Below are 17,609 nucleotides of genomic sequence, written 5' to 3' on the forward strand. Positions count from 1 at the left end.
ACGTTCACCTCGGCAAACGTTCGTTCGTGTTCTATTAAACCACTTTGTTATTGAAATTTAATGCCACCATCGACTGCTAATGATTGTCCCGTAATATAATCCCCTTGATCAGAAACTAAGAACGACACATATTTTGCAATGTCTTCTGGCTCCTCACCACGCCCCAAAAGAATGCCATCGATAAATGACTGACGGGTTGCCCCAAGTGGCACATTTTTACGCTCAGCGAAGCGCGCATCAATTTCATCCCACATTGGTGTTAACACAATGCCTGGGTTATAGGCATTCACACGGATATGGTCAGCTGCCAGTTCTTTTGCAGCAGCTTGCACCAAGCCTCGTGTCGCAAATTTTGTGGCAGAATACACACCAAGCAGCTCAAAGCCCTCCATACCTGCAATAGAAGATGCCAGAATAATATTACCACCCGCCGAGCCATTTTTTCTCATTGCTGATGGTGCAGCTTGTAACGCCCAAATCTGAGACTTCAAGTTAATATTCAACACATTGTCAACTTCAGCTTCTGGTGTTTCTTCAATACTATCCACCCAATCAATCCCAGCATTAGCGACAAACACATCTAATCGACCATAGGTCGTCATCGCAAACTGAACCATATCGATATTGACTTGGCGACTTTGTACGTCACCAACGAAGCTCACAGCTTGACCCCCTTGGGCAGTAATATGTGCAACGACACTATCAAGCTTGTTTTTTGTTCTACCATTCACAATAACCGCATAACCATCATGCGCCAATCGCTCTGCAATACCAGCTCCTATACCTTGACCACCGCCCGTTACAATTGCTACTTTATCTGACATGCTACTTCACCTTTCTTAATTGTGATTTTTATAACAACTTTATTTTATACCTTTCTTTTTCAATAAACAAGTGATTAAAATCACAATTTAATATAAAAAAATAAACACATTTAATGTATGCTTTTTTTACAAATTAAATGTGTTTAATATTAAACCCAGTACGGGATTGGATTGCATCTAATGCTTGTAAATAACGAGCGTAATAACCATAAGGATCATCAGCATCGCCTTTGGCATCAAGTAACACAACTTTATCCATAAAGCCATAATGTTCAATGACTTTCATCAATTCACGATGAAAAGCCCAGCGTGAATCTTGGTCAGCATTGGCCATATTTCGAAAACCATCATCAACATAAGGTGTAACTGGTGGAATAACCAGAATTAAATCAATCAGCTCTTCACAAATCGTATTATCAAATAACGGTTGTAGTTGCGCACTGTCTGATTTGTTCAGCCACATATCTGCATAAACCTTAGTCACCATCGCATCAGTGTCGAAAATGGTTAAACCATTATTTGCTGGCGAATTAATTTCTCTTGAATTGGCATCATACTGACCTTGAATCAAACGAATATAATCTTTGACAATCAATTCATCATCGCTGACATTCGATCGTTCTTGATATTCACGTGCATATTCCTCAGAAAACGGCGAATTACTCGTTCTGGCCAAGCGACGAACTAATGTTGATTTACCAGTTGATGCAGAACCCATCACTGTCACTTTTTTAGTAAAATGACGACGAAATACACGATTAATATAATCCCAATTACCAATTGGATCTTTTCTAATGTCTGTTGCAGAAATTTTTAAGACCGTACGATCCATTAAGCTCACTTTAAATTGACGCGTCTGTGGTAATCTTTTTTCTAACTCTGCCTTATATTCTGCTTCACCAGTATAAAAAGTAATTTGGGCCTCTGGATTAACAATATTACGCTTCACCGTATCAACTAAGATGTTCGTCCACTCATCCCATCCCGCAGGCATCTGAGGAATATTATCTTCGTTAATATAATCGACTTTAATCGCTGTTTCATCGCTAAAAGCTTCCCTTAAATATCTGAATCTTTTTTCAACTGAAAGTCCCATTTGGTCACCACGATCACCTGTGTAGCCTGATGCAATCACAACAACCCCATCATTCAAGGCAGATGCCTTATAAATCTCGGCTTGATGACCTACGTGCATTGGCGCTAATGTACCAAAAAAAACACCAATATTGTCACCTTCAAGATCATCTTTGTAAAGATTTCCAGCAAAAGTTCTCATGTTCATCATGTACTTCTGTCGTTAATAGCCTTTGCTATAACGTTTCCGTACCCTCACTTTCCTTCAATTACGATAATTCGTCCTTATTGCTATAAGGTTGTTTCTAATTATACCAAGTTACCACACAAAATACCTAATCATTAAAGAAAAACTGTTAAGTAGCCTGCTTTAATTCATCTAAGTTGGTATGCCATGCAGTAACTCGAAAGGTTACGCTAAGAAAACCCTAAATCTGAGTTAGGTCACATTTACGTAGAAAACACAAGAAATCAATGTGCCTATCGTACTTGTTAACTTAGCAAAAAAGTGATGGTGCCCCCAATTAGCACCATCACTTTTTATTAATCAATAGCAGTCAATTCAGCAATTGCTTGCGCATAAATGGCAATTGATCGATACAAATCATCAAGTAACGCAAACTCATTAACCTGATGCATTGTATCTGGCGAATCAGGGAACAGCGCCCCAAACGCAACACCACGCGCCATCAAACGACCATAAGTCCCGCCACCAATAACCTGATCGTGAGCTGGTAATCCAGTTTGTTCATGATAGACACGCAATAATGTATCGACAACCGGATCAGTTGGTGATACATAATGTGGCACCTGTGCATGTCCCCCAACTGTTGGTACGACATCCCAGTCACCTAATTGTGAGGCTAAACCAGTGACAATCTCATCCGGTGTAATCCCTTTAGGATAGCGAAAATTAAAGTTAATAAATGCTTCCTCACCATCAACAAATTTTTGAATACCCACATTCATTGACAATGGCCCCATCACGTCATCGGTATAATTCACACCAAATTTCTGACCAATCGTATCCTGATGTGCTGGTGTCCCTAAATATGTTAAGAATGATTTAGCTGTACCGCCAAATGCAAAGTTTTGCAAAAAGTGCGCTAAATAGGTGCCGGCATTTTCGCCAGTTTCAGGCATAGCACCGTGAACCTGCTTGCCATTTACTACAAAATGCATCTCATCCCCATTCGTTTCGATAGCACCTGAAATTTGTGGATTCGCGGCCAAAAACTTTTCAAATTCAGCAGTCAGGTTATCAACTTGCGCTGATTTAACGGTCGCACGTGCAATACCTGGTACCATGTTAGTGCGTAGCCCAGCTTCAAAAGTCACCAACGTCTCTGTACCGATATTATTTGCTTGACTTTTAAGCTCAACCTGTACATTCCCTTTTTCACCATTAATAATTGGATATTCAGCATCTGGTGAAAAACCAAAGATTGGGGCAGGCTCAACTTCAAAGTAACGTGTCATACCTAGCCAATCATTTTCTTCGTCTGTTCCAAAAATCAAACGTACACGACGCTTTAGTGGCACATCAAGTTCAGCTAAAATTTTGAAGGCATAATAAGCAGCCATCCCCGGACCTTTATCATCTGAGGCGCCGCGAGCGATAATCTTATCTTCAGTCACGACAGGTTCAAATGGTGCAGTCTCCCATCCCTCACCAGCAGGCATCACATCAACGTGAGACAAGATTGCAACGTAATCTTTGGCATCTTTGGGACCAATTTCAATATAACCAACAATATTATCAATATTTTTGGTCGTAAAACCGTCACGTTCGGCCAAACGTAACATGGCCAATAACGCTTCTTTAGGTCCAGGTCCTAAAGGCGCATCTGCACTGGCTTGTGTGTCGTCACGGACAGATTCTATTGCTAAAAGATGTTTTAAATCATTAATAAAACTAGTTTGACGGGTTTGAGCTTCTTTTTTCCAATCTATTGTCATATTATTCTAAGTAACCTTTCACTATATTTATAATTTTATTATACTGTTTGTCACAATTATAGCAAATTTTCATTTACGGGCATTAACCACCAGCATGCAGACAAAATCACCGTCCAATCATGCAGTTTGTAAATCAATAGACAATCCTTTACAATGAAAGTATATACAGCGTCATCTTTTGGTTACGTTACTATAACGAACCAATCACTATAAACAAAAGATAGGCTATTCAATCATGAAAAAATCAGATCTTTATATGGTAATTATTGCGATTATATTAATGTTTATTTCTTTGACTAGTTGGGTACTTAACCAGTCAAACTTGGCAATTCTAAGTGCCAATTTTGGCGTCGTTTTACTTGTGGTTATGATGCTTTGGCAGCATCGCGAGTCATAATTCACTTGATTGCGTGAAATGTGCTACCTAAAATGACTTACGAGGTGTTAAGTTATGAAACAACTGTCAGAAAAAATCCTATATCAAGTGATTACGCCACGTCCAGCACAATCACATAAAGGTACATTTGGTCGCGTATTGATTATTGGTGGTACAGCAGAGTTTGGTGGTGCTGTTATTATGAATGCCATGGCAGCTGTTTATGCTGGTGCTGGTCTAGTGACTGTAGCGACTGATACCGCTAATTTTACGGCACTACATAGCCATTTACCAGAAGCAATGGTCGTTGATTTCAATCAAGACCTCACGACGCTAATACAAAATAATGATGTTATTTTAATCGGTTCGGGCTTAGGAGATCGTTTAGACATCTTACAGGCAACTTTTCGGGCTGTCTTTCCAAAACAGATTTTAATTGTCGATGGCTCAGCATTAACTTTATTAGCCGAAAACCACATTAACTTACCACACGCACGTCTCGTTTTAACCCCCCATCAAATGGAATGGCAACGTATAACAGGTATTTCAATTGCACAACAAGCGTTTGAAGCCTTTAACGTACTTGGACGAGACCGCCTCAAGCAGATGCCTATTGTTGTTTTAAAACAGCACCATACCCAGATTTATACATCAAAGGATATATATGAATTACCAATAGGTGGTCCTTATCAAGCTACTGGCGGCATGGGTGACACACTAGCAGGTATTATTGCTGGTTTTGCCGCCCAATTTTTTCTCGCCTCACTTTCTGATGTTGTCTTAGCCGCTGTCTATAGTCACTCTGCTATTGCAGATGAGCTGGCCGAAACACAATACATTGTTTTACCAACGCAAATCAGCCAGCAGCTGCCAAAGTTTATGAAGCATTACGCTGTTACAAAACCATAAAAAGGATTTCAACAATATGCAACTCATCTCATGGAATATCGACTCAATCAATGCCGCCGTAGAGCACAAATCAGCCCGTGGTGAAATGACTTGGGACGTTCTCAACCAAATTGCCGCACGTCAACCCGACATTTTTGCTATTCAAGAAACAAAATTAAAAGCTGTTGGCTTAACTAAAAAGCAGGCACAAACAATCACTGACCTCTTCCCTGATTATCATATCTATACGAATTCTAGCACCGCGCGTTCTGGTTACTCGGGCACTATGATGTTATCACGTCAAGAGCCGCTATCTGTAGATTATCCCATCATCAATGCCCCGGGTGATATGGACTTAGAAGGCCGTATTATCACATTAGAATTTGAGAATTATTATGTGTCTACTGTTTATACGCCTAATTCAGGATCCGGATTAGCGCGACTAGAAGAGCGTGGCGCTTGGGATGATGCGTATCGTGCATATATTCAAGCATTAGATGCTCAAAAGCCTGTTATTTTCAGTGGTGATATGAATGTTGCCCATGAAGAAATTGACCTCAAAAATCCGAAAACTAACCATAATTCTGCCGGTTTCACAGATCAAGAGCGTGAAAAATTTAGTGCCTTATTAAGGGCTGGATTTACGGATACAATGCGTTCTCAATATCCTGACCAGACTGGCCTCTATACATGGTGGGCACAAATTAGTAAGACAAGTAAAATTAATAATTCTGGTTGGCGAATCGATTATTATCTAGTAAGTGAAAGATTGGCACCGAAAGTCAAAACAACCGCAGTCATTGATACCGGATTACGTCAAGATCATGCCCCTATTACTTTAGAAATAACTATAAATAAGTAAAAACAAATAACGCATTGCACTATAATTCGTGCAATGCGTTATTTGTTTTTGACAAAACGTTTTAAACTCTCTACACCAAAATGATCTGCTTCATAAATTAAAATATTAGCCGCTGCAACAGCATCATCGAGTGCATTATGATGATGATCAAGTGTGATGCCTAAATTTTGAGCAACTGTATTCAACTTATGATTCTTAAAGTCAGGAAATAATTGACGACTACTACGAACTGTGTCTAATAACATATAGTGTGGCTCTGCTATGTCATAATAATCTAAAGTACCCTTCAAAATACCATTATCAAACGCTGCATTATGAGCAACTACCAACTTATCTTCCGTAAAAAGTGGGGCAATCATATCCCAAACCTCTGGAAATTTCGGGGCTTGTGCCACATCAGCAGCCGTAATGCCATGAATAGCAGTATTTCTAGCGCTAAAATAAGTTTCCGGCTTAATCAAACTGTAAAATTCATCAACAACCTGGTTATCACGCACAACCGCAAGCGCAATTGACACAGCCGAATGTTTTTCATGATTGGCGGTTTCAAAGTCTAATGCAGTAAAATTCATATCAGCTTTCCTTATCTTCCAGTATTTTAATCATTCTTTGCAATGTTGTCTCTCGGCCATTAGGTAACGTTAATTGACGAGGCACCCCTTGTATCATAAATTCAAATTTACGATAAATATGCACAGCTGGCTGATTATCTGTCTGCACATCCAACCAGACAGATGCTAGGCCCACGTGGCTAGCCCAATCCAATAAGGTGTTCATGAGTTCTTGACCCAAACCTGCACCTTGGAATTGTTTTAAAATAGCCATACCCAGCTCGCCATTATCAATAGATCCCATACCTACGGGCAAACGACTATCTGCTTGCTCAGCTATTAGTAGTAAGGTTATTGCTGGTGTATCAACCACTTCTGTTCTTGCATAACCATCACGTATGCCACCAATCATAAAGGTATCTGTCTCTGACATCAATTGTTGAATAAGCGCCTGCCATTGTGAGGCAAGCGCTAAGTTTGCTACTTCGACCTCAAAAGTTATCGGTTGTGTCATGTCAAATGTCATAGTTTGTCCTCAATAGCAGCCGCTTGACCTAAACCAGTTACTTTGATAAGACGCTCATCATCAGTCACACCACGTGACAATGTGATGTCTAGCCGATTGTTTGGTAACAAGTCAGACATATACTGTGGCCATTCGATTAGTGTTACCCCATCTGTACCAATATAATCCTCAAATCCTTGATCTTCTGCCCCTGTTTCTTCTAAGCGGTAAGCATCAAAATGGTAGATCGGTATCTGATGACTTTGATACGTATTCATAATATTAAATGTTGGGCTTTTAACCCGAGCTGTCACACCTAATTTTTGGGCAAAACCTTGTGTAAAAGTTGTTTTACCAGCACCTAAATCACCAGTTAAAGTAATCACTAAACCTGGATAAACTGATTGTGCAACAAGGGCTGCCAATTTTTGGGTTTCTATTGTATTATGCATCAAGAATTCTTTCATGTGTTCATTATAACACGGCTTTTAGGTCTTATTTTTGCTATAATGAGTTTAATCTTCTTAAAGGACAGAACTATGGTATATCCAGACGATTCATTAACTTTACATACTGATCTCTATCAAATCAATATGATTTATACTTATTGGCAAACTGGCATTGATCAACAGCCGGTTGTTTTCGAGGCTTATTTTAGAAATAAGCCTTTTAACAATGGTTATGTTATTTTTGCTGGTTTAGAACATACAATCACTTATTTAAAAAAAATCAAATTTAGTGCGAGTGACCTTGATTATCTCCGCTCACTTAATCTTTACACGGCAGCATTTTTAGAATATTTGGCCCAGTGGCGTTTCACTGCAACATTACGTGCGCCACATGAAGGTGAAGTGATGTTTGATCATGAACCACTGTTACAAGTTGAAGGACCACTAGTTGATGCCCAGCTACTTGAAACAGCATTACTCAACATAATTAATTTTCAAACACTCATTGCAACTAAAGCTTCACGCATTGTCTCTGCTGCTAAGGGAGAACCTTTACTTGAGTTTGGTACAAGGCGCGCACAAGAACTAGACGCTGCCCTTTGGGGGACAAGAGCTGCATATATTGGTGGTTTTAATGCAACCTCAAATGTCCGTGCTGGTAAGCTTTTCAATCTCCCTGTATCAGGTACGCATGCGCACGCGTTAGTACAAGCATATAAAAACGACTATGATGCCTTTACTGCATATGCTAAAACACATCACAACGTGGTCTTTTTGGTTGACACATTTGACACTTTAAAATCTGGTGTACCAAATGCAATCAAAGTGGCACGCGAGTTTGGTGACAAGATTAATTTTCAAGGCGTTCGAATCGACTCAGGTGATATGGTTGGCTTGTCACAAACAATTCGTCAAGAATTAGATAAAGCTGGTTTCCCCAACGCCAAAATTTATGCTTCAAATGACCTAGATGAATATGCCATTACAAATTTGAAAAAGCAAAACGCAAAAATTGACGTGTGGGGTGTTGGTACAAAATTAATTACCGCTTTTGATCAACCTGCCTTGGGTGCTGTTTATAAAATGGTCAGCATCTCTGGGGATAATACCATTAAATTGTCGGATGATGACGAAAAAATATCTACCCCCGGTAAAAAGCAAATTTGGCGAACTGACACAGGTGATATGCTTACGCTGTTTGACGAACAAGGTGTCGGACGGCCTATTTTGCAAGATATTTTTGTTCACGGTAAGCAAATTTATCAAATACCAACAGCACAAGCAGTACAGCGTTACGCCAAGGACAGCTTATCAGCCATTCCTGCGCCTTTCAAACGCATCGATTCACCAGAAAAATATTCAGTATCACTCTCAAAACGTCTAATCGAAGCCAAAAACACAACGATTCAACACGTTAAAAATATGATTAAGGAGTTTTAATATGCGATCATTACAAGCAAAAATTATTGCCACCTTGCACGTTCAACCAATCATTGATCCTAAACAGGAAATTAGCAGATCCGTTGATTTTCTTAAGCAATATTTGCGCCTTAACCCACAGTACCAGAGCTACGTCATTGCCGTTTCTGGTGGGCAAGATTCAACCTTAGCAGGTAAATTGGCCCAAATTGCTATTCAAGAACTTAATAGCGAAAATCATTTGCAGCAATATGAACTAATTGCTGTACGCCAACCGTATGGCGAACAACGTGACGAAGCTGACGCACAAGCAGCGTTAGCTTTTATCGAACCAAACCAAGTCATTACGACAAATATTAAAACTGCCACTGACGCCATGACAACTGCTTTGCGAACAAGTGGTTTGGCCGTTGATGACATGAGTCGTGGCTCTATTAAGCCTAAAATGCGTATGATTGCACAATATGCTGTTGCACGAGAACACCAAGGTGTCGTTATTGGAACGGATCATGCTGCTGAAGCCTTTGCTGGTTTCTTTACAAAATATGGTGATGGTGGCACAGATATTAATCCATTATGGCGTTTAAATAAACGTCAAGGCCGTCAGATGTTAGCTGCTCTTCAAGCACCACATTCACTATACGAAAAAGTTCCCACTGCCGACCTTGAAGATGAGCGTCCGCAATTAGCTGATGAAGCAGCTTTAGGTGTCAGTTACGACGACATTGATGATTACTTGGAAGGTAAAGTAATTGCTGAGCATGCTGCTAAAACAATTGAAAACTTATATTTAGCAAGTGAACAAAAACGTCATGAGCCGGTAACAATATATGACACATGGTTTTATTAATTATTTGGTATAATGAGCTCAGAGGTTTAAATTCATGACAACTGAAGCACCCGTTTGGGTTTATTACGAAAATATTGCAACCAAAGAACAGTTACAAACACCGGTAAGACTTGACGGCCATATCGGCGCGCAATATCTGATTGAAACACCAGATATCGCAGACTTCACATATGTCGATAATTCTGGTAATTTAACCGGTGTCTTTGGTAATTTACCACAAGCATTACATCTTTATTATCGTCCTGCTACATGGCGCGCTGTTCATCGCGTTATGATGTACATTAAAGTTAATTTTGATGTGATTGCTTTTAGTGAGCCTGAAGACAATGCTGAACCCGCAGCTACACTCACTACTGGCACTTACTGGGCAACATCATTACGAGCGATTTCTGCCAATGGTCAATTCTGGTATCAAATTGGAGATCATGCTTGGCTACCCTACAATGACAGTCAAATGATATTATCAGATACTGCACCGACTGCAGAGAATATTAATTATATTAATGATCAGGCTATTGAAAATAACCAACCAAATGCTCTCGTAAATTTCTTACCAGGACAATCAACAGAAGTTTTTTCTGAACCTTATGGCATTCCTGTTGGTAGCGTTCTTGATGGCGACTTTGTGGCTATTGCAAAAGAAGAACATCATGACAATGGGATTGTTTGGTATAAACTCGCTGACCTTGGTTGGATTAACAGCCTCTATATTGATAAGTTATAAAAAAGGATTGCCCTTAGGCAATCCTTTTTTATAACTTTAGTTAACAGTTTGAATTATTTTACCTGTCTCTAAATAATTCACAGCATCATCAAAGGTTCTTACTGGTACTACCTTCACATTTGGTGCATACTTTTTTGCAGTTTGTCGTGCGAGCTGGTAGTTGGTTTGATGTTTTTCCTCATACTTCAATATTTCAGCGTTGGGCGCTACATAAGGTGCAAAAAATACGGTTGACCCTGCTGCCTTAGCAGCCATAACCTTTTTATCAATACCGCCGATTTCGCCTACATATCCGTTAGCGTTCATTGTGCCTGTTCCAGAAATGTTACGCCCACGTGATAATTTATCACCTGTTAATTGATCATAAATTTGCAAGGTAAACATCAGCCCACCAGACGGGCCGCCAATTTGTCCAGGGTCTACAGTAACTGTTGGCGTTGTTTTTACCGTAACATTATCTGTCAAAATAATGCCGATGCCTGATCGACCATTTGGATATTCAGATGATTTGCTACTTGCCAACTTAATGGTATCCCCAGATGTATTGCCGGCCTTACCATCACGTAAATAATCGATTTGCACCTTAATGTCTTTTGGTTTATTCGCCAAGTATTTAATAAACCCATCGGCATTTTCAAAATGGTGCCCATCAATGGCTGTAATGGTATCGCCAACTTGAATTGACTTTTTAAAATGGGAGTCTTTAGTCACATTAAGAACATAAATACCTTGATATGTTGTCGTAATTGGCTGGTTTGCTTTTTTAAAAGCAACCTGTTCAGCACTGGCAATGGCACTTTGCATATAAAAATTTTGTACCTTGGCAAATACTGCTGAACTTTCACCACCAGTTACATCGGCTGTTTTGGCAAAAGATAGGTGTGGATTAATCAAAGTCTGTAGATAGCCTAGTCCATTAGCTTTGGACAAATAAACCGAGGTAATGTTATAACGCCCTTTGCTATTATCTGTCTTCCCATCAATTTTGACAAATTGTGCTAAGTTATCAGCTTGCCCTGGCGCTTCAATATAACCATCAATAGGCCATAATAAGCCACCGATACCTATGACAACAAAAACAGCCGCAATTGCGGCAATAATTTTACTTTTTTTTCGCATTAATTTAACCGTTCCTTTAAAGCATCAACGACTACTTTAGGAACAAACTTCGCCATATTATCAGCGCCCATGCTCCCTATTTCTTTAACCATTGAACTTGAAATATTTTGATTCTCGGGTTTAGCCAATAATAAAATCGTTTCAACATCAGCCAATGCACTATTGACACCAGCAATATCTCGCTCATATTCAAAGTCCTTACTATTGCGTAACCCCCGCACAATAAAACGTGCCCCAATTTCGGCCATAAACTGTACGGTTAAGCCATGCATAATGGCTACTTCAACATTTGGCAAATCAGACACCACTTCAGAAATTAGCGCAAGTTTTTCTTCAGGTGTAAATAAAGCTTTTTTTCCTGTATTATAGCCGACACCGACCACGACTTTATCAAACATCAGACTAGCACGTTCAATGATATCTAAATGTCCATTCGTTAGTGGATCAAAGCTGCCTGGAAATAGTGCGATACTCATGAAAAATCCCCTTCTATTAGTCCTTTGCTTGATAGCGATAAATTGTTACAACGGTTATCCCATAATGCTTTTGTTGTATAATCATAAAATTCTGATCTTCTTGTGGCAAATTAGCATCATCATCACTCTCGACAAGAATGATTGCTTGTGGCGCTAACAACTGATTTTCTGCCATGTAACGCATATCACCCCGCAAGGTTTCCTTTGCATAGGGTGGGTCTAAAAATACCAAATCAAACTGTTGCCGCGCCAGCGCAAATTTTTCAAGCGCTTGCTTTGCTGGTGATTTAATTACTGTAAAAGCAGCGATATCATGTGTTTTTTCAATATTATTTTGAATCACTTTAATTGCTTGAAATTGACGGTCAACTAATGTGGCATGTGCCATCCCACGTGAAACTGCCTCAATACTCAATCCGCCTGTACCGGCATATAGGTCTAATACCTCGCCACCATTCAAATATGGTGTTAACATGCTGAACATCGCTTCTTTAACCTTGTCAGTTGTTGGTCGTGTTTTATCGCCAGAAACAGCGTCTAAACGCGTACCCCGAAAACGTCCCGATACTACTCGCATAACTATTTGTGCCATGGCTGAATAGCCACTTAACGCGCACTCTCCTCATCATAATTTTCAAAGAAAATATCATCATGCATATCATCCAAATCCGGATTAATATCCGGACGCGGTGATGAGACAACATCTTTTACAAACTTATATTGCTTAATTTTTTCAATTTGTTGCGTAATGGCAGTATCATCAACATAAATCATTGCAAAGCCCATTTTACGTGAAACATAGACAATTTGACCAAATTTTTTAAGTTGTGAAACGTGTCGCATCTGCTTTAAATAAATATACAGGCCCCGCCTGGGTTGTATTGCAAATGTCATTGGTAATCCTTTCTAGCAAGTGTATCTGCTGGGTGAATGTCTGGTAGTTTCTTTTGTGTTGCTGCTATATTAAGCGTTAAACCAATTGCCGCACTGAATACGATATACGACGAACCACCGCCTGATATGAATGGGAAAACAACACCTGTAATAGGTAGCACACCAACAACACCACCCAAATTAACTAACGCCTGAATAAAGAGTAATGCTGCAATACCAAATAATAATAAGCGATAGTATTGGCTGCGCTGCCGTATACCAAGAATAACCATACGACCAATTAAAATGAGCAATAACAGTAATACAATTGTCGTTGTCACGGCGCCTAATTCCTCCGTCATCACGGCCATTATAAAATCTGTGTTGGATTCAGGCAAATAGGGTTTGATTAACGAATTTCCCAGTCCTACCCCCAAGAAACCGCCGTGTGCTATTGCATAATAACCATATAATAACTGTCGGCTAGCATCGGCTGCACCTGGTTGCCATGGGTCTACAAAACTTGTCAATCGGGCAAACGTATAGTGTTGACTTCCATTAAGACCAAATACTTGGTTAACGATTCTTAAAATAGTCTGTAAAAAGCCAAATCCTAAACCGCCAAAGGCAGCAACAGCAGCAATAAACCAACGCCGTACGCCAGAGGACATAAACAACACAAACCAGATAACAAAAGTAATTAGGCCGTTACCATTGTCTGGCATAATAAAGACTAACACCAGCGCAATCCCCGGTAATCCTAAAACATGAAATTGAAACAACGGTTGATTTCTGATACGTAAATGCGTCTGCCAAGGTACTTTATCAAAAAAATCGGCAAAATATAGAATAATTGCTAGTTTTAAGAATTCAGCAGGTTGCAGCGTGATAGGGCCTAAACTAATCCACCCATTGGCGCCGTTAACCGCAGGCATAATAAATTTAGCAACCAATAAAGCACCAATAATGATTAACATCGTCATCCGCAGCAACTTTTTTTGTCGTAACGCTTTTAAATTAAAATGGTAGAGAAAAAAAGCACCCGTCAAGCCCAACACAACAAAAATCGCTTGTTTAATAAAATTACTTAAAGCTGTACTTGTACCTTGAGTTGCAGAAAAAACCATGACAATACCAAGCATACTCAATATGGCATAAGGTACAGCAATCCAATAATCTAATTTTCGTAATTTTTTAAACATAAAACATTAATCACCTATAATTGTTTGTAAGTTTGTGTTGTCTAAAGATTTTGCAATTGCAATAACAAAAGCCTTAGCGGCCTCAAAATCAGCTATGGACCAGACCGTTTGATGGGTGTGGATGTAACGAGAAGCCACACCTAGAGCAACAGAAGGTATCCCATTATGCGCGGTTTGAGCAGCAGCTGCATCTGTACCGCCTTTAGAAACAAAATACTGATAAGGAATGTGATTGTCTTCAGCTACCGATAGCAAAAACTCACGTAGACGCAGTGGTGTGACAACAGTCGGATCAAATACACGCAATAACGTTCCTTGATCAAGTACACCTTGATGTCCCTGTGATTCAGCATTATCATCAGCTGCACTAGAATCTACCGCAAAAAATATATCAGGCTTTAGTAAGTTAACTGCACCATGGGCACCACGTAGGCCAACTTCTTCCTGGACATTTGCCCCCATGATTAGCGTATTCGGTGTGGGTTCATTAACTAGTGCTTCTAATGCTTCAAGTATGGTTACCACGCCAAAGCGATTATCCCATGCCTTAGATATTACCCGCTTTTTATTGGCAGTTAAAATTGTTTTAACCTCAGGCACAATGAAGTCCCCAGGTCTCACACCGTAAGCCCATGCTTCATCATAATCAACAAAGCCCCCATCAAATAAAATGTCATCAATAGTAGGTAATTGTGGTGCATGCCCTGTGCCGCGCAATAAATGCGGTGATACAGAACTTGAAACAACTGGATAGGTGCCTTTACTCGTAAATAAGGTGAAACGTTGTGAAGAAATGACTACAGGATTCCAACCGCCAATGGTGGCTACTTTAAACGTGCCAGTAGGCAAAATATCCGTAACAATAAAGCCGACTTCATCCATATGCGCCGCAAACATGACGCGCGGTGCATCAATCTGTTTATTGTTTTTAACACCGAAAATACCACCTAAGCCATCTTGATGAATTTCATCAACTAATGGTTGCATATCTTGGCGCAAAGCTTGCCGCACTAAATGCTCTTGCCCAGATGTGCCTTGATGCTCCGTATATTTTTTTATTCGTGCCCATGTTTTATCGTTCATTTTTCACTCCTTATATGGTCTTTATTTTATTTAACATCTGCCTGCAGGTACTGGCGTGGACTAATTTCAAATTTTTCATTAAATGTGTAACAAATTGGTTCACCATTGCCAACTTCTAAACCATCGATGGCTTCATCACTAATATTTTCTAAGTATTTAATCAGTGCCCGTAATGAACTGCCATGTGCCACCACAAGCTGATGACGACCAGCACGTAGCGCCGGTTCAATCGTAGAATGCCAATAAGGTAATAAGCGATCACTGGCCATTGCTAAACTTTCTCCGAGTGGCTCGATTTGGTTAGGATAGCGGCGATCTGGTGTCACACGATCTAATAACGGTGGCACGGCTGTATAACTTCTTCGCCATAATTGTACAGCCGAAACACCATATTTCTGACGTGCTGCATCCTTATTTAAACCACGCAGCGCACCATAATGCCGCTCATTTAAACGCCAAGTTTTATGGATTGGCACCCAAGACTGATGAGACTCATATAAAATAATGTTAGCCGTTGAAATCGCACGCTGTAAATAGGATGTATGGACATCATCAAAGGTCATTGCTTTATCAGCCAATAATTGTCCTACCTTTTTTGCTTGTGCACGCCCCTTTGCAGTAAGTGGTACATCTGTCCACCCAGTAAATTGATTATCGCGATTAGCGGTTGACTCCCCATGACGAACTAACACAAGTTGTGCTACCATAATACAACTTCCTTCAGTAAAAGATGTTTCTATTATAACATTAAATAAGCCATCACATTCTATCCTAGCCACAGCTAACGGATAGTCACATTGTTAGCTAGTGAATTCGGTTATCTTTAACTAATAAACGAACATTAAGCCTTTATTATTCGTTTATTAAGCGCTTTCAACAATAAATCAACGGCAACGATCGGTTTAAACGGTAAATTCTAACGTTTTTATATTTTAATTCGCCTTTTATACTGTTAAACTAGTATAGAACGTTTAGGCGTTACAATATTTTTGGGAGGCAATCATGTCTACGATTGCAAATTATTTTAAACTTGATGAACTGAACACGTCAATACGTACAGAGTTCATCGCTGGGCTAACGACCTTTGCGTCCATGGCCTATATTCTATTTGTTAACCCCACTGTCCTCGGTGCTGCTGGCATGGATAAGGGTGCGGTATTCACGGCAACAGCTGTTGCATCAGCTGTTGCGACGCTATTCATGGGCATCGTTGCATTATATCCGATTGCTATCGCACCAGGTTTGGGTGTTAATGCTTTCTTCGCTTATTCTGTTGTTATTGGTATGGGTGTCAAATGGCAAACAGCAATGGCAGGTGTATTCGTTGCTGCTATCATCTTTCTCGTATTAACTTTCTTCAAAATACGAGAAAAAATTATTAACATTATTCCTCAAAATTTAAAGTTAGCCATCGCATCTGGTATTGGTTTATTTATCGCTTTTATTGGCTTACATAATGCTGGTCTAATTGTTGCCAACAAAGACACAATGGTTTCTCTTGGTCATTTAACCACGCCAACCTCATTATTGGCTATCTTTGGTATTATTGTAACCTTCATTTTGTTGTCACGTAAAATTCCAGCTGCCATTTTTATTGGTATGGTGATGACGTCAGTTGTTGGCATCATTTTTGGTCTTATCAAACTACCAAGCGCACTTATTTCTTCAGCCCCTTCTTTGGCACCAACCTTTGGTGCTGGGGTCACACACATCGGTGACATCAATTCACTACAAATGGTGACTGTTGTCGTTACTTTCTTACTCGTCACTTTCTTTGACACAGCGGGAACAATGATTGGTCTTGCTACACAGGCTGGTTTCATGAGAAATAACGAAATGCCACGCGCCGGAAGAGCATTAATGGCCGACGCTGTTGGTATGACTGTTGGTGCTGTCATCGGAACATCCCCAACCTCAGCCTATGTCGAATCATCATCTGGTATCGCTGTTGGTGGTCGTTCCGGATTAACAAGTGTCTTTACTGGTATCTTTTTCTTAATCGCATTATTCTTTTCACCACTGCTAACTGTTGTTACATCACAGGTCACAGCACCGGCACTCGTTGTTGTCGGGGTGTTAATGGCGAAAAGCCTACGTCAAATTGATTGGGAAGACTTTGCTATCGCAGCACCAGCGTTCCTCATTGTTATTGGTATGCCTTTAACTTACTCAATCTCTGATGGTATCGCCCTTGGTTTCATTCTCTATCCAATTACTATGATTAGTACTGGTCGTGGTAAAAAAGTACATCCACTAATGTATGCTTTGGCTATTTTATTCGTACTTTTCTTGGTCATTATTGCACATTAATATTTAGATATTAAAAAGACTGAACTCATATGAATGAGTTCAGTCTTTTTAGTTATTAGATGGCA

At 39.8% G+C, this 17,609-nt stretch carries 20 protein-coding genes; 7 read left to right on the forward strand and 13 right to left on the reverse strand.

Features of this window, described 5'->3' with window-relative positions; all coding sequences use genetic code 11:
- Positions 1-47: 47 nt before the first annotated feature.
- The 3 genes from C5L21_RS07520 to pepV form a co-directional block, all read right to left on the reverse strand.
- Positions 48-824: an SDR family NAD(P)-dependent oxidoreductase gene (locus C5L21_RS07520; protein ID WP_085698808.1), complete on the reverse strand. Its 777-nt coding sequence runs from the start codon at positions 822-824 to the stop codon at positions 48-50.
- Between the two features lie 133 nt (positions 825-957).
- A complete protein-coding gene (locus C5L21_RS07525; RefSeq protein WP_085699288.1) occupies positions 958-2,100 on the reverse strand; it encodes a nicotinamide-nucleotide adenylyltransferase in 1,143 nt (380 codons plus the stop codon).
- A gap of 341 nt (positions 2,101-2,441) precedes the next feature.
- Positions 2,442-3,857: a dipeptidase PepV gene (gene pepV, locus C5L21_RS07530; RefSeq protein WP_085698805.1), complete on the reverse strand. Its 1,416-nt coding sequence runs from the start codon at positions 3,855-3,857 to the stop codon at positions 2,442-2,444.
- 235 nt (positions 3,858-4,092) lie between these two features.
- On the opposite strand from pepV, the gene C5L21_RS09450 reads away from it, so the two are divergent.
- Genes C5L21_RS09450 through C5L21_RS07540 form a run of 3 tightly spaced genes read left to right on the forward strand, consistent with a single transcriptional unit; the run spans position 4,093 to position 5,983 of the window.
- On the forward strand, positions 4,093-4,254 hold the full coding sequence (locus C5L21_RS09450) for a hypothetical protein (protein ID WP_004900552.1): 162 nt from the start codon (positions 4,093-4,095) through the stop codon (positions 4,252-4,254).
- A gap of 54 nt (positions 4,255-4,308) precedes the next feature.
- Positions 4,309-5,142: an NAD(P)H-hydrate dehydratase gene (locus C5L21_RS07535; protein ID WP_085698803.1), complete on the forward strand. Its 834-nt coding sequence runs from the start codon at positions 4,309-4,311 to the stop codon at positions 5,140-5,142.
- 16 nt (positions 5,143-5,158) lie between these two features.
- Positions 5,159-5,983: an exodeoxyribonuclease III gene (locus C5L21_RS07540; RefSeq protein ID WP_004900556.1), complete on the forward strand. Its 825-nt coding sequence runs from the start codon at positions 5,159-5,161 to the stop codon at positions 5,981-5,983.
- A 38-nt stretch (positions 5,984-6,021) separates the two neighbouring features.
- Here C5L21_RS07540 and C5L21_RS07545 read toward each other — a convergent pair whose 3' ends face one another.
- The 3 genes from C5L21_RS07545 to tsaE are packed head-to-tail and all read right to left on the reverse strand — an operon-like array spanning position 6,022 to position 7,506.
- Positions 6,022-6,555 carry a 3'-5' exonuclease gene (locus tag C5L21_RS07545; protein ID WP_085698801.1) on the reverse strand — a complete coding sequence of 178 codons (534 nt, stop codon included), beginning with the start codon at positions 6,553-6,555 and terminating at the stop codon, positions 6,022-6,024.
- 1 nt (position 6,556) lies between these two features.
- Positions 6,557-7,060 (reverse strand): GNAT family N-acetyltransferase, encoded by a 504-nt coding sequence (locus C5L21_RS07550; protein ID WP_133286232.1) that lies wholly within the window; start codon positions 7,058-7,060, stop codon positions 6,557-6,559.
- A complete protein-coding gene (tsaE, locus tag C5L21_RS07555; RefSeq protein ID WP_170167817.1) occupies positions 7,057-7,506 on the reverse strand; it encodes a tRNA (adenosine(37)-N6)-threonylcarbamoyltransferase complex ATPase subunit type 1 TsaE in 450 nt (149 codons plus the stop codon). Before tsaE ends, C5L21_RS07550 begins: the two co-directional genes overlap by 4 nt.
- Positions 7,507-7,578: 72 nt before the next feature.
- On the opposite strand from tsaE, the gene pncB reads away from it, so the two are divergent.
- Genes pncB through C5L21_RS07570 form a run of 3 tightly spaced genes read left to right on the forward strand, consistent with a single transcriptional unit; the run spans position 7,579 to position 10,481 of the window.
- A complete protein-coding gene (gene pncB / locus C5L21_RS07560; protein WP_085698795.1) occupies positions 7,579-8,928 on the forward strand; it encodes a nicotinate phosphoribosyltransferase in 1,350 nt (449 codons plus the stop codon).
- 1 nt (position 8,929) lies between these two features.
- Positions 8,930-9,757 (forward strand): ammonia-dependent NAD(+) synthetase, encoded by an 828-nt coding sequence (nadE, locus tag C5L21_RS07565; RefSeq protein WP_004906445.1) that lies wholly within the window; start codon positions 8,930-8,932, stop codon positions 9,755-9,757.
- Between the two features lie 34 nt (positions 9,758-9,791).
- Complete coding sequence (locus tag C5L21_RS07570) at positions 9,792-10,481, forward strand: MucBP domain-containing protein (RefSeq protein WP_004906446.1); 690 nt, start codon at positions 9,792-9,794, stop codon at positions 10,479-10,481.
- Between the two features lie 36 nt (positions 10,482-10,517).
- On the opposite strand, the gene C5L21_RS07575 is transcribed toward C5L21_RS07570, so the two are convergent.
- From C5L21_RS07575 to C5L21_RS07605, 7 genes are read right to left on the reverse strand one after another with little or no spacing between them, the layout of a single operon-like run.
- Complete coding sequence (locus C5L21_RS07575) at positions 10,518-11,600, reverse strand: SepM family pheromone-processing serine protease (RefSeq protein WP_004908953.1); 1,083 nt, start codon at positions 11,598-11,600, stop codon at positions 10,518-10,520.
- Positions 11,600-12,076, reverse strand: a complete 477-nt coding sequence (gene coaD, locus C5L21_RS07580; RefSeq protein WP_004903085.1) for a pantetheine-phosphate adenylyltransferase — start codon at positions 12,074-12,076, stop codon at positions 11,600-11,602. Before coaD ends, C5L21_RS07575 begins: the two co-directional genes overlap by 1 nt.
- Before the next feature lie 16 nt (positions 12,077-12,092).
- The gene (gene rsmD / locus C5L21_RS07585) at positions 12,093-12,653 is read right to left on the reverse strand and encodes a 16S rRNA (guanine(966)-N(2))-methyltransferase RsmD (RefSeq protein WP_036058562.1); all 561 of its coding nucleotides are present in this window, start codon (positions 12,651-12,653) and stop codon (positions 12,093-12,095) included.
- A gap of 29 nt (positions 12,654-12,682) precedes the next feature.
- Positions 12,683-12,970 carry a YlbG family protein gene (locus tag C5L21_RS07590; protein ID WP_004903092.1) on the reverse strand — a complete coding sequence of 96 codons (288 nt, stop codon included), beginning with the start codon at positions 12,968-12,970 and terminating at the stop codon, positions 12,683-12,685.
- On the reverse strand, positions 12,967-14,151 hold the full coding sequence (locus tag C5L21_RS07595) for an FtsW/RodA/SpoVE family cell cycle protein (protein ID WP_100665344.1): 1,185 nt from the start codon (positions 14,149-14,151) through the stop codon (positions 12,967-12,969). The genes C5L21_RS07590 and C5L21_RS07595 overlap by 4 nt, the downstream gene beginning before the upstream one ends.
- Before the next feature lie 6 nt (positions 14,152-14,157).
- Entirely contained in the window at positions 14,158-15,234 is a 1,077-nt protein-coding gene (pepA, locus tag C5L21_RS07600) for a glutamyl aminopeptidase (RefSeq protein WP_085698791.1), read from the reverse strand.
- A 26-nt stretch (positions 15,235-15,260) separates the two neighbouring features.
- Positions 15,261-15,941: a 2,3-bisphosphoglycerate-dependent phosphoglycerate mutase gene (locus C5L21_RS07605; protein ID WP_004905620.1), complete on the reverse strand. Its 681-nt coding sequence runs from the start codon at positions 15,939-15,941 to the stop codon at positions 15,261-15,263.
- A 295-nt stretch (positions 15,942-16,236) separates the two neighbouring features.
- Between C5L21_RS07605 and C5L21_RS07610 the strand changes: the two genes are divergently transcribed.
- Positions 16,237-17,544 (forward strand): NCS2 family permease, encoded by a 1,308-nt coding sequence (locus C5L21_RS07610; RefSeq protein WP_004903102.1) that lies wholly within the window; start codon positions 16,237-16,239, stop codon positions 17,542-17,544.
- Positions 17,545-17,609: the final 65 nt, after the last annotated feature.

Source organism: Leuconostoc citreum, assembly GCF_004354555.1.
Taxonomy (GTDB): Bacteria; Bacillota; Bacilli; order Lactobacillales; family Lactobacillaceae; genus Leuconostoc; species Leuconostoc citreum.

Bases quoted from the DNA above. Each gene is read 5' to 3' on its own strand.
- C5L21_RS07535 (WP_085698803.1), top strand. From the start codon at position 4,309: ATGAAACAACTGTCAGAAAAAATCCTATATCAAGTGATTACGCCACGT.
- rsmD (WP_036058562.1), bottom strand. From the start codon at position 12,653: ATGCGAGTAGTATCGGGACGTTTTCGGGGTACGCGTTTAGACGCTGTT.
- C5L21_RS07595 (WP_100665344.1), bottom strand. From the start codon at position 14,151: ATGTTTAAAAAATTACGAAAATTAGATTATTGGATTGCTGTACCTTAT.
- C5L21_RS07520 (WP_085698808.1), bottom strand. From the start codon at position 824: ATGTCAGATAAAGTAGCAATTGTAACGGGCGGTGGTCAAGGTATAGGA.
- C5L21_RS07570 (WP_004906446.1), top strand. From the start codon at position 9,792: ATGACAACTGAAGCACCCGTTTGGGTTTATTACGAAAATATTGCAACC.
- coaD (WP_004903085.1), bottom strand. From the start codon at position 12,076: ATGAGTATCGCACTATTTCCAGGCAGCTTTGATCCACTAACGAATGGA.
- tsaE (WP_170167817.1), bottom strand. From the start codon at position 7,506: ATGAAAGAATTCTTGATGCATAATACAATAGAAACCCAAAAATTGGCA.
- C5L21_RS09450 (WP_004900552.1), top strand. From the start codon at position 4,093: ATGAAAAAATCAGATCTTTATATGGTAATTATTGCGATTATATTAATG.
- C5L21_RS07590 (WP_004903092.1), bottom strand. From the start codon at position 12,970: ATGACATTTGCAATACAACCCAGGCGGGGCCTGTATATTTATTTAAAG.
- nadE (WP_004906445.1), top strand. From the start codon at position 8,930: ATGCGATCATTACAAGCAAAAATTATTGCCACCTTGCACGTTCAACCA.
- C5L21_RS07540 (WP_004900556.1), top strand. From the start codon at position 5,159: ATGCAACTCATCTCATGGAATATCGACTCAATCAATGCCGCCGTAGAG.
- C5L21_RS07525 (WP_085699288.1), bottom strand. From the start codon at position 2,100: ATGAGAACTTTTGCTGGAAATCTTTACAAAGATGATCTTGAAGGTGAC.
- pepA (WP_085698791.1), bottom strand. From the start codon at position 15,234: ATGAACGATAAAACATGGGCACGAATAAAAAAATATACGGAGCATCAA.
- C5L21_RS07610 (WP_004903102.1), top strand. From the start codon at position 16,237: ATGTCTACGATTGCAAATTATTTTAAACTTGATGAACTGAACACGTCA.
- C5L21_RS07545 (WP_085698801.1), bottom strand. From the start codon at position 6,555: ATGAATTTTACTGCATTAGACTTTGAAACCGCCAATCATGAAAAACAT.
- C5L21_RS07605 (WP_004905620.1), bottom strand. From the start codon at position 15,941: ATGGTAGCACAACTTGTGTTAGTTCGTCATGGGGAGTCAACCGCTAAT.
- pncB (WP_085698795.1), top strand. From the start codon at position 7,579: ATGGTATATCCAGACGATTCATTAACTTTACATACTGATCTCTATCAA.
- C5L21_RS07550 (WP_133286232.1), bottom strand. From the start codon at position 7,060: ATGACATTTGACATGACACAACCGATAACTTTTGAGGTCGAAGTAGCA.
- pepV (WP_085698805.1), bottom strand. From the start codon at position 3,857: ATGACAATAGATTGGAAAAAAGAAGCTCAAACCCGTCAAACTAGTTTT.
- C5L21_RS07575 (WP_004908953.1), bottom strand. From the start codon at position 11,600: ATGCGAAAAAAAAGTAAAATTATTGCCGCAATTGCGGCTGTTTTTGTT.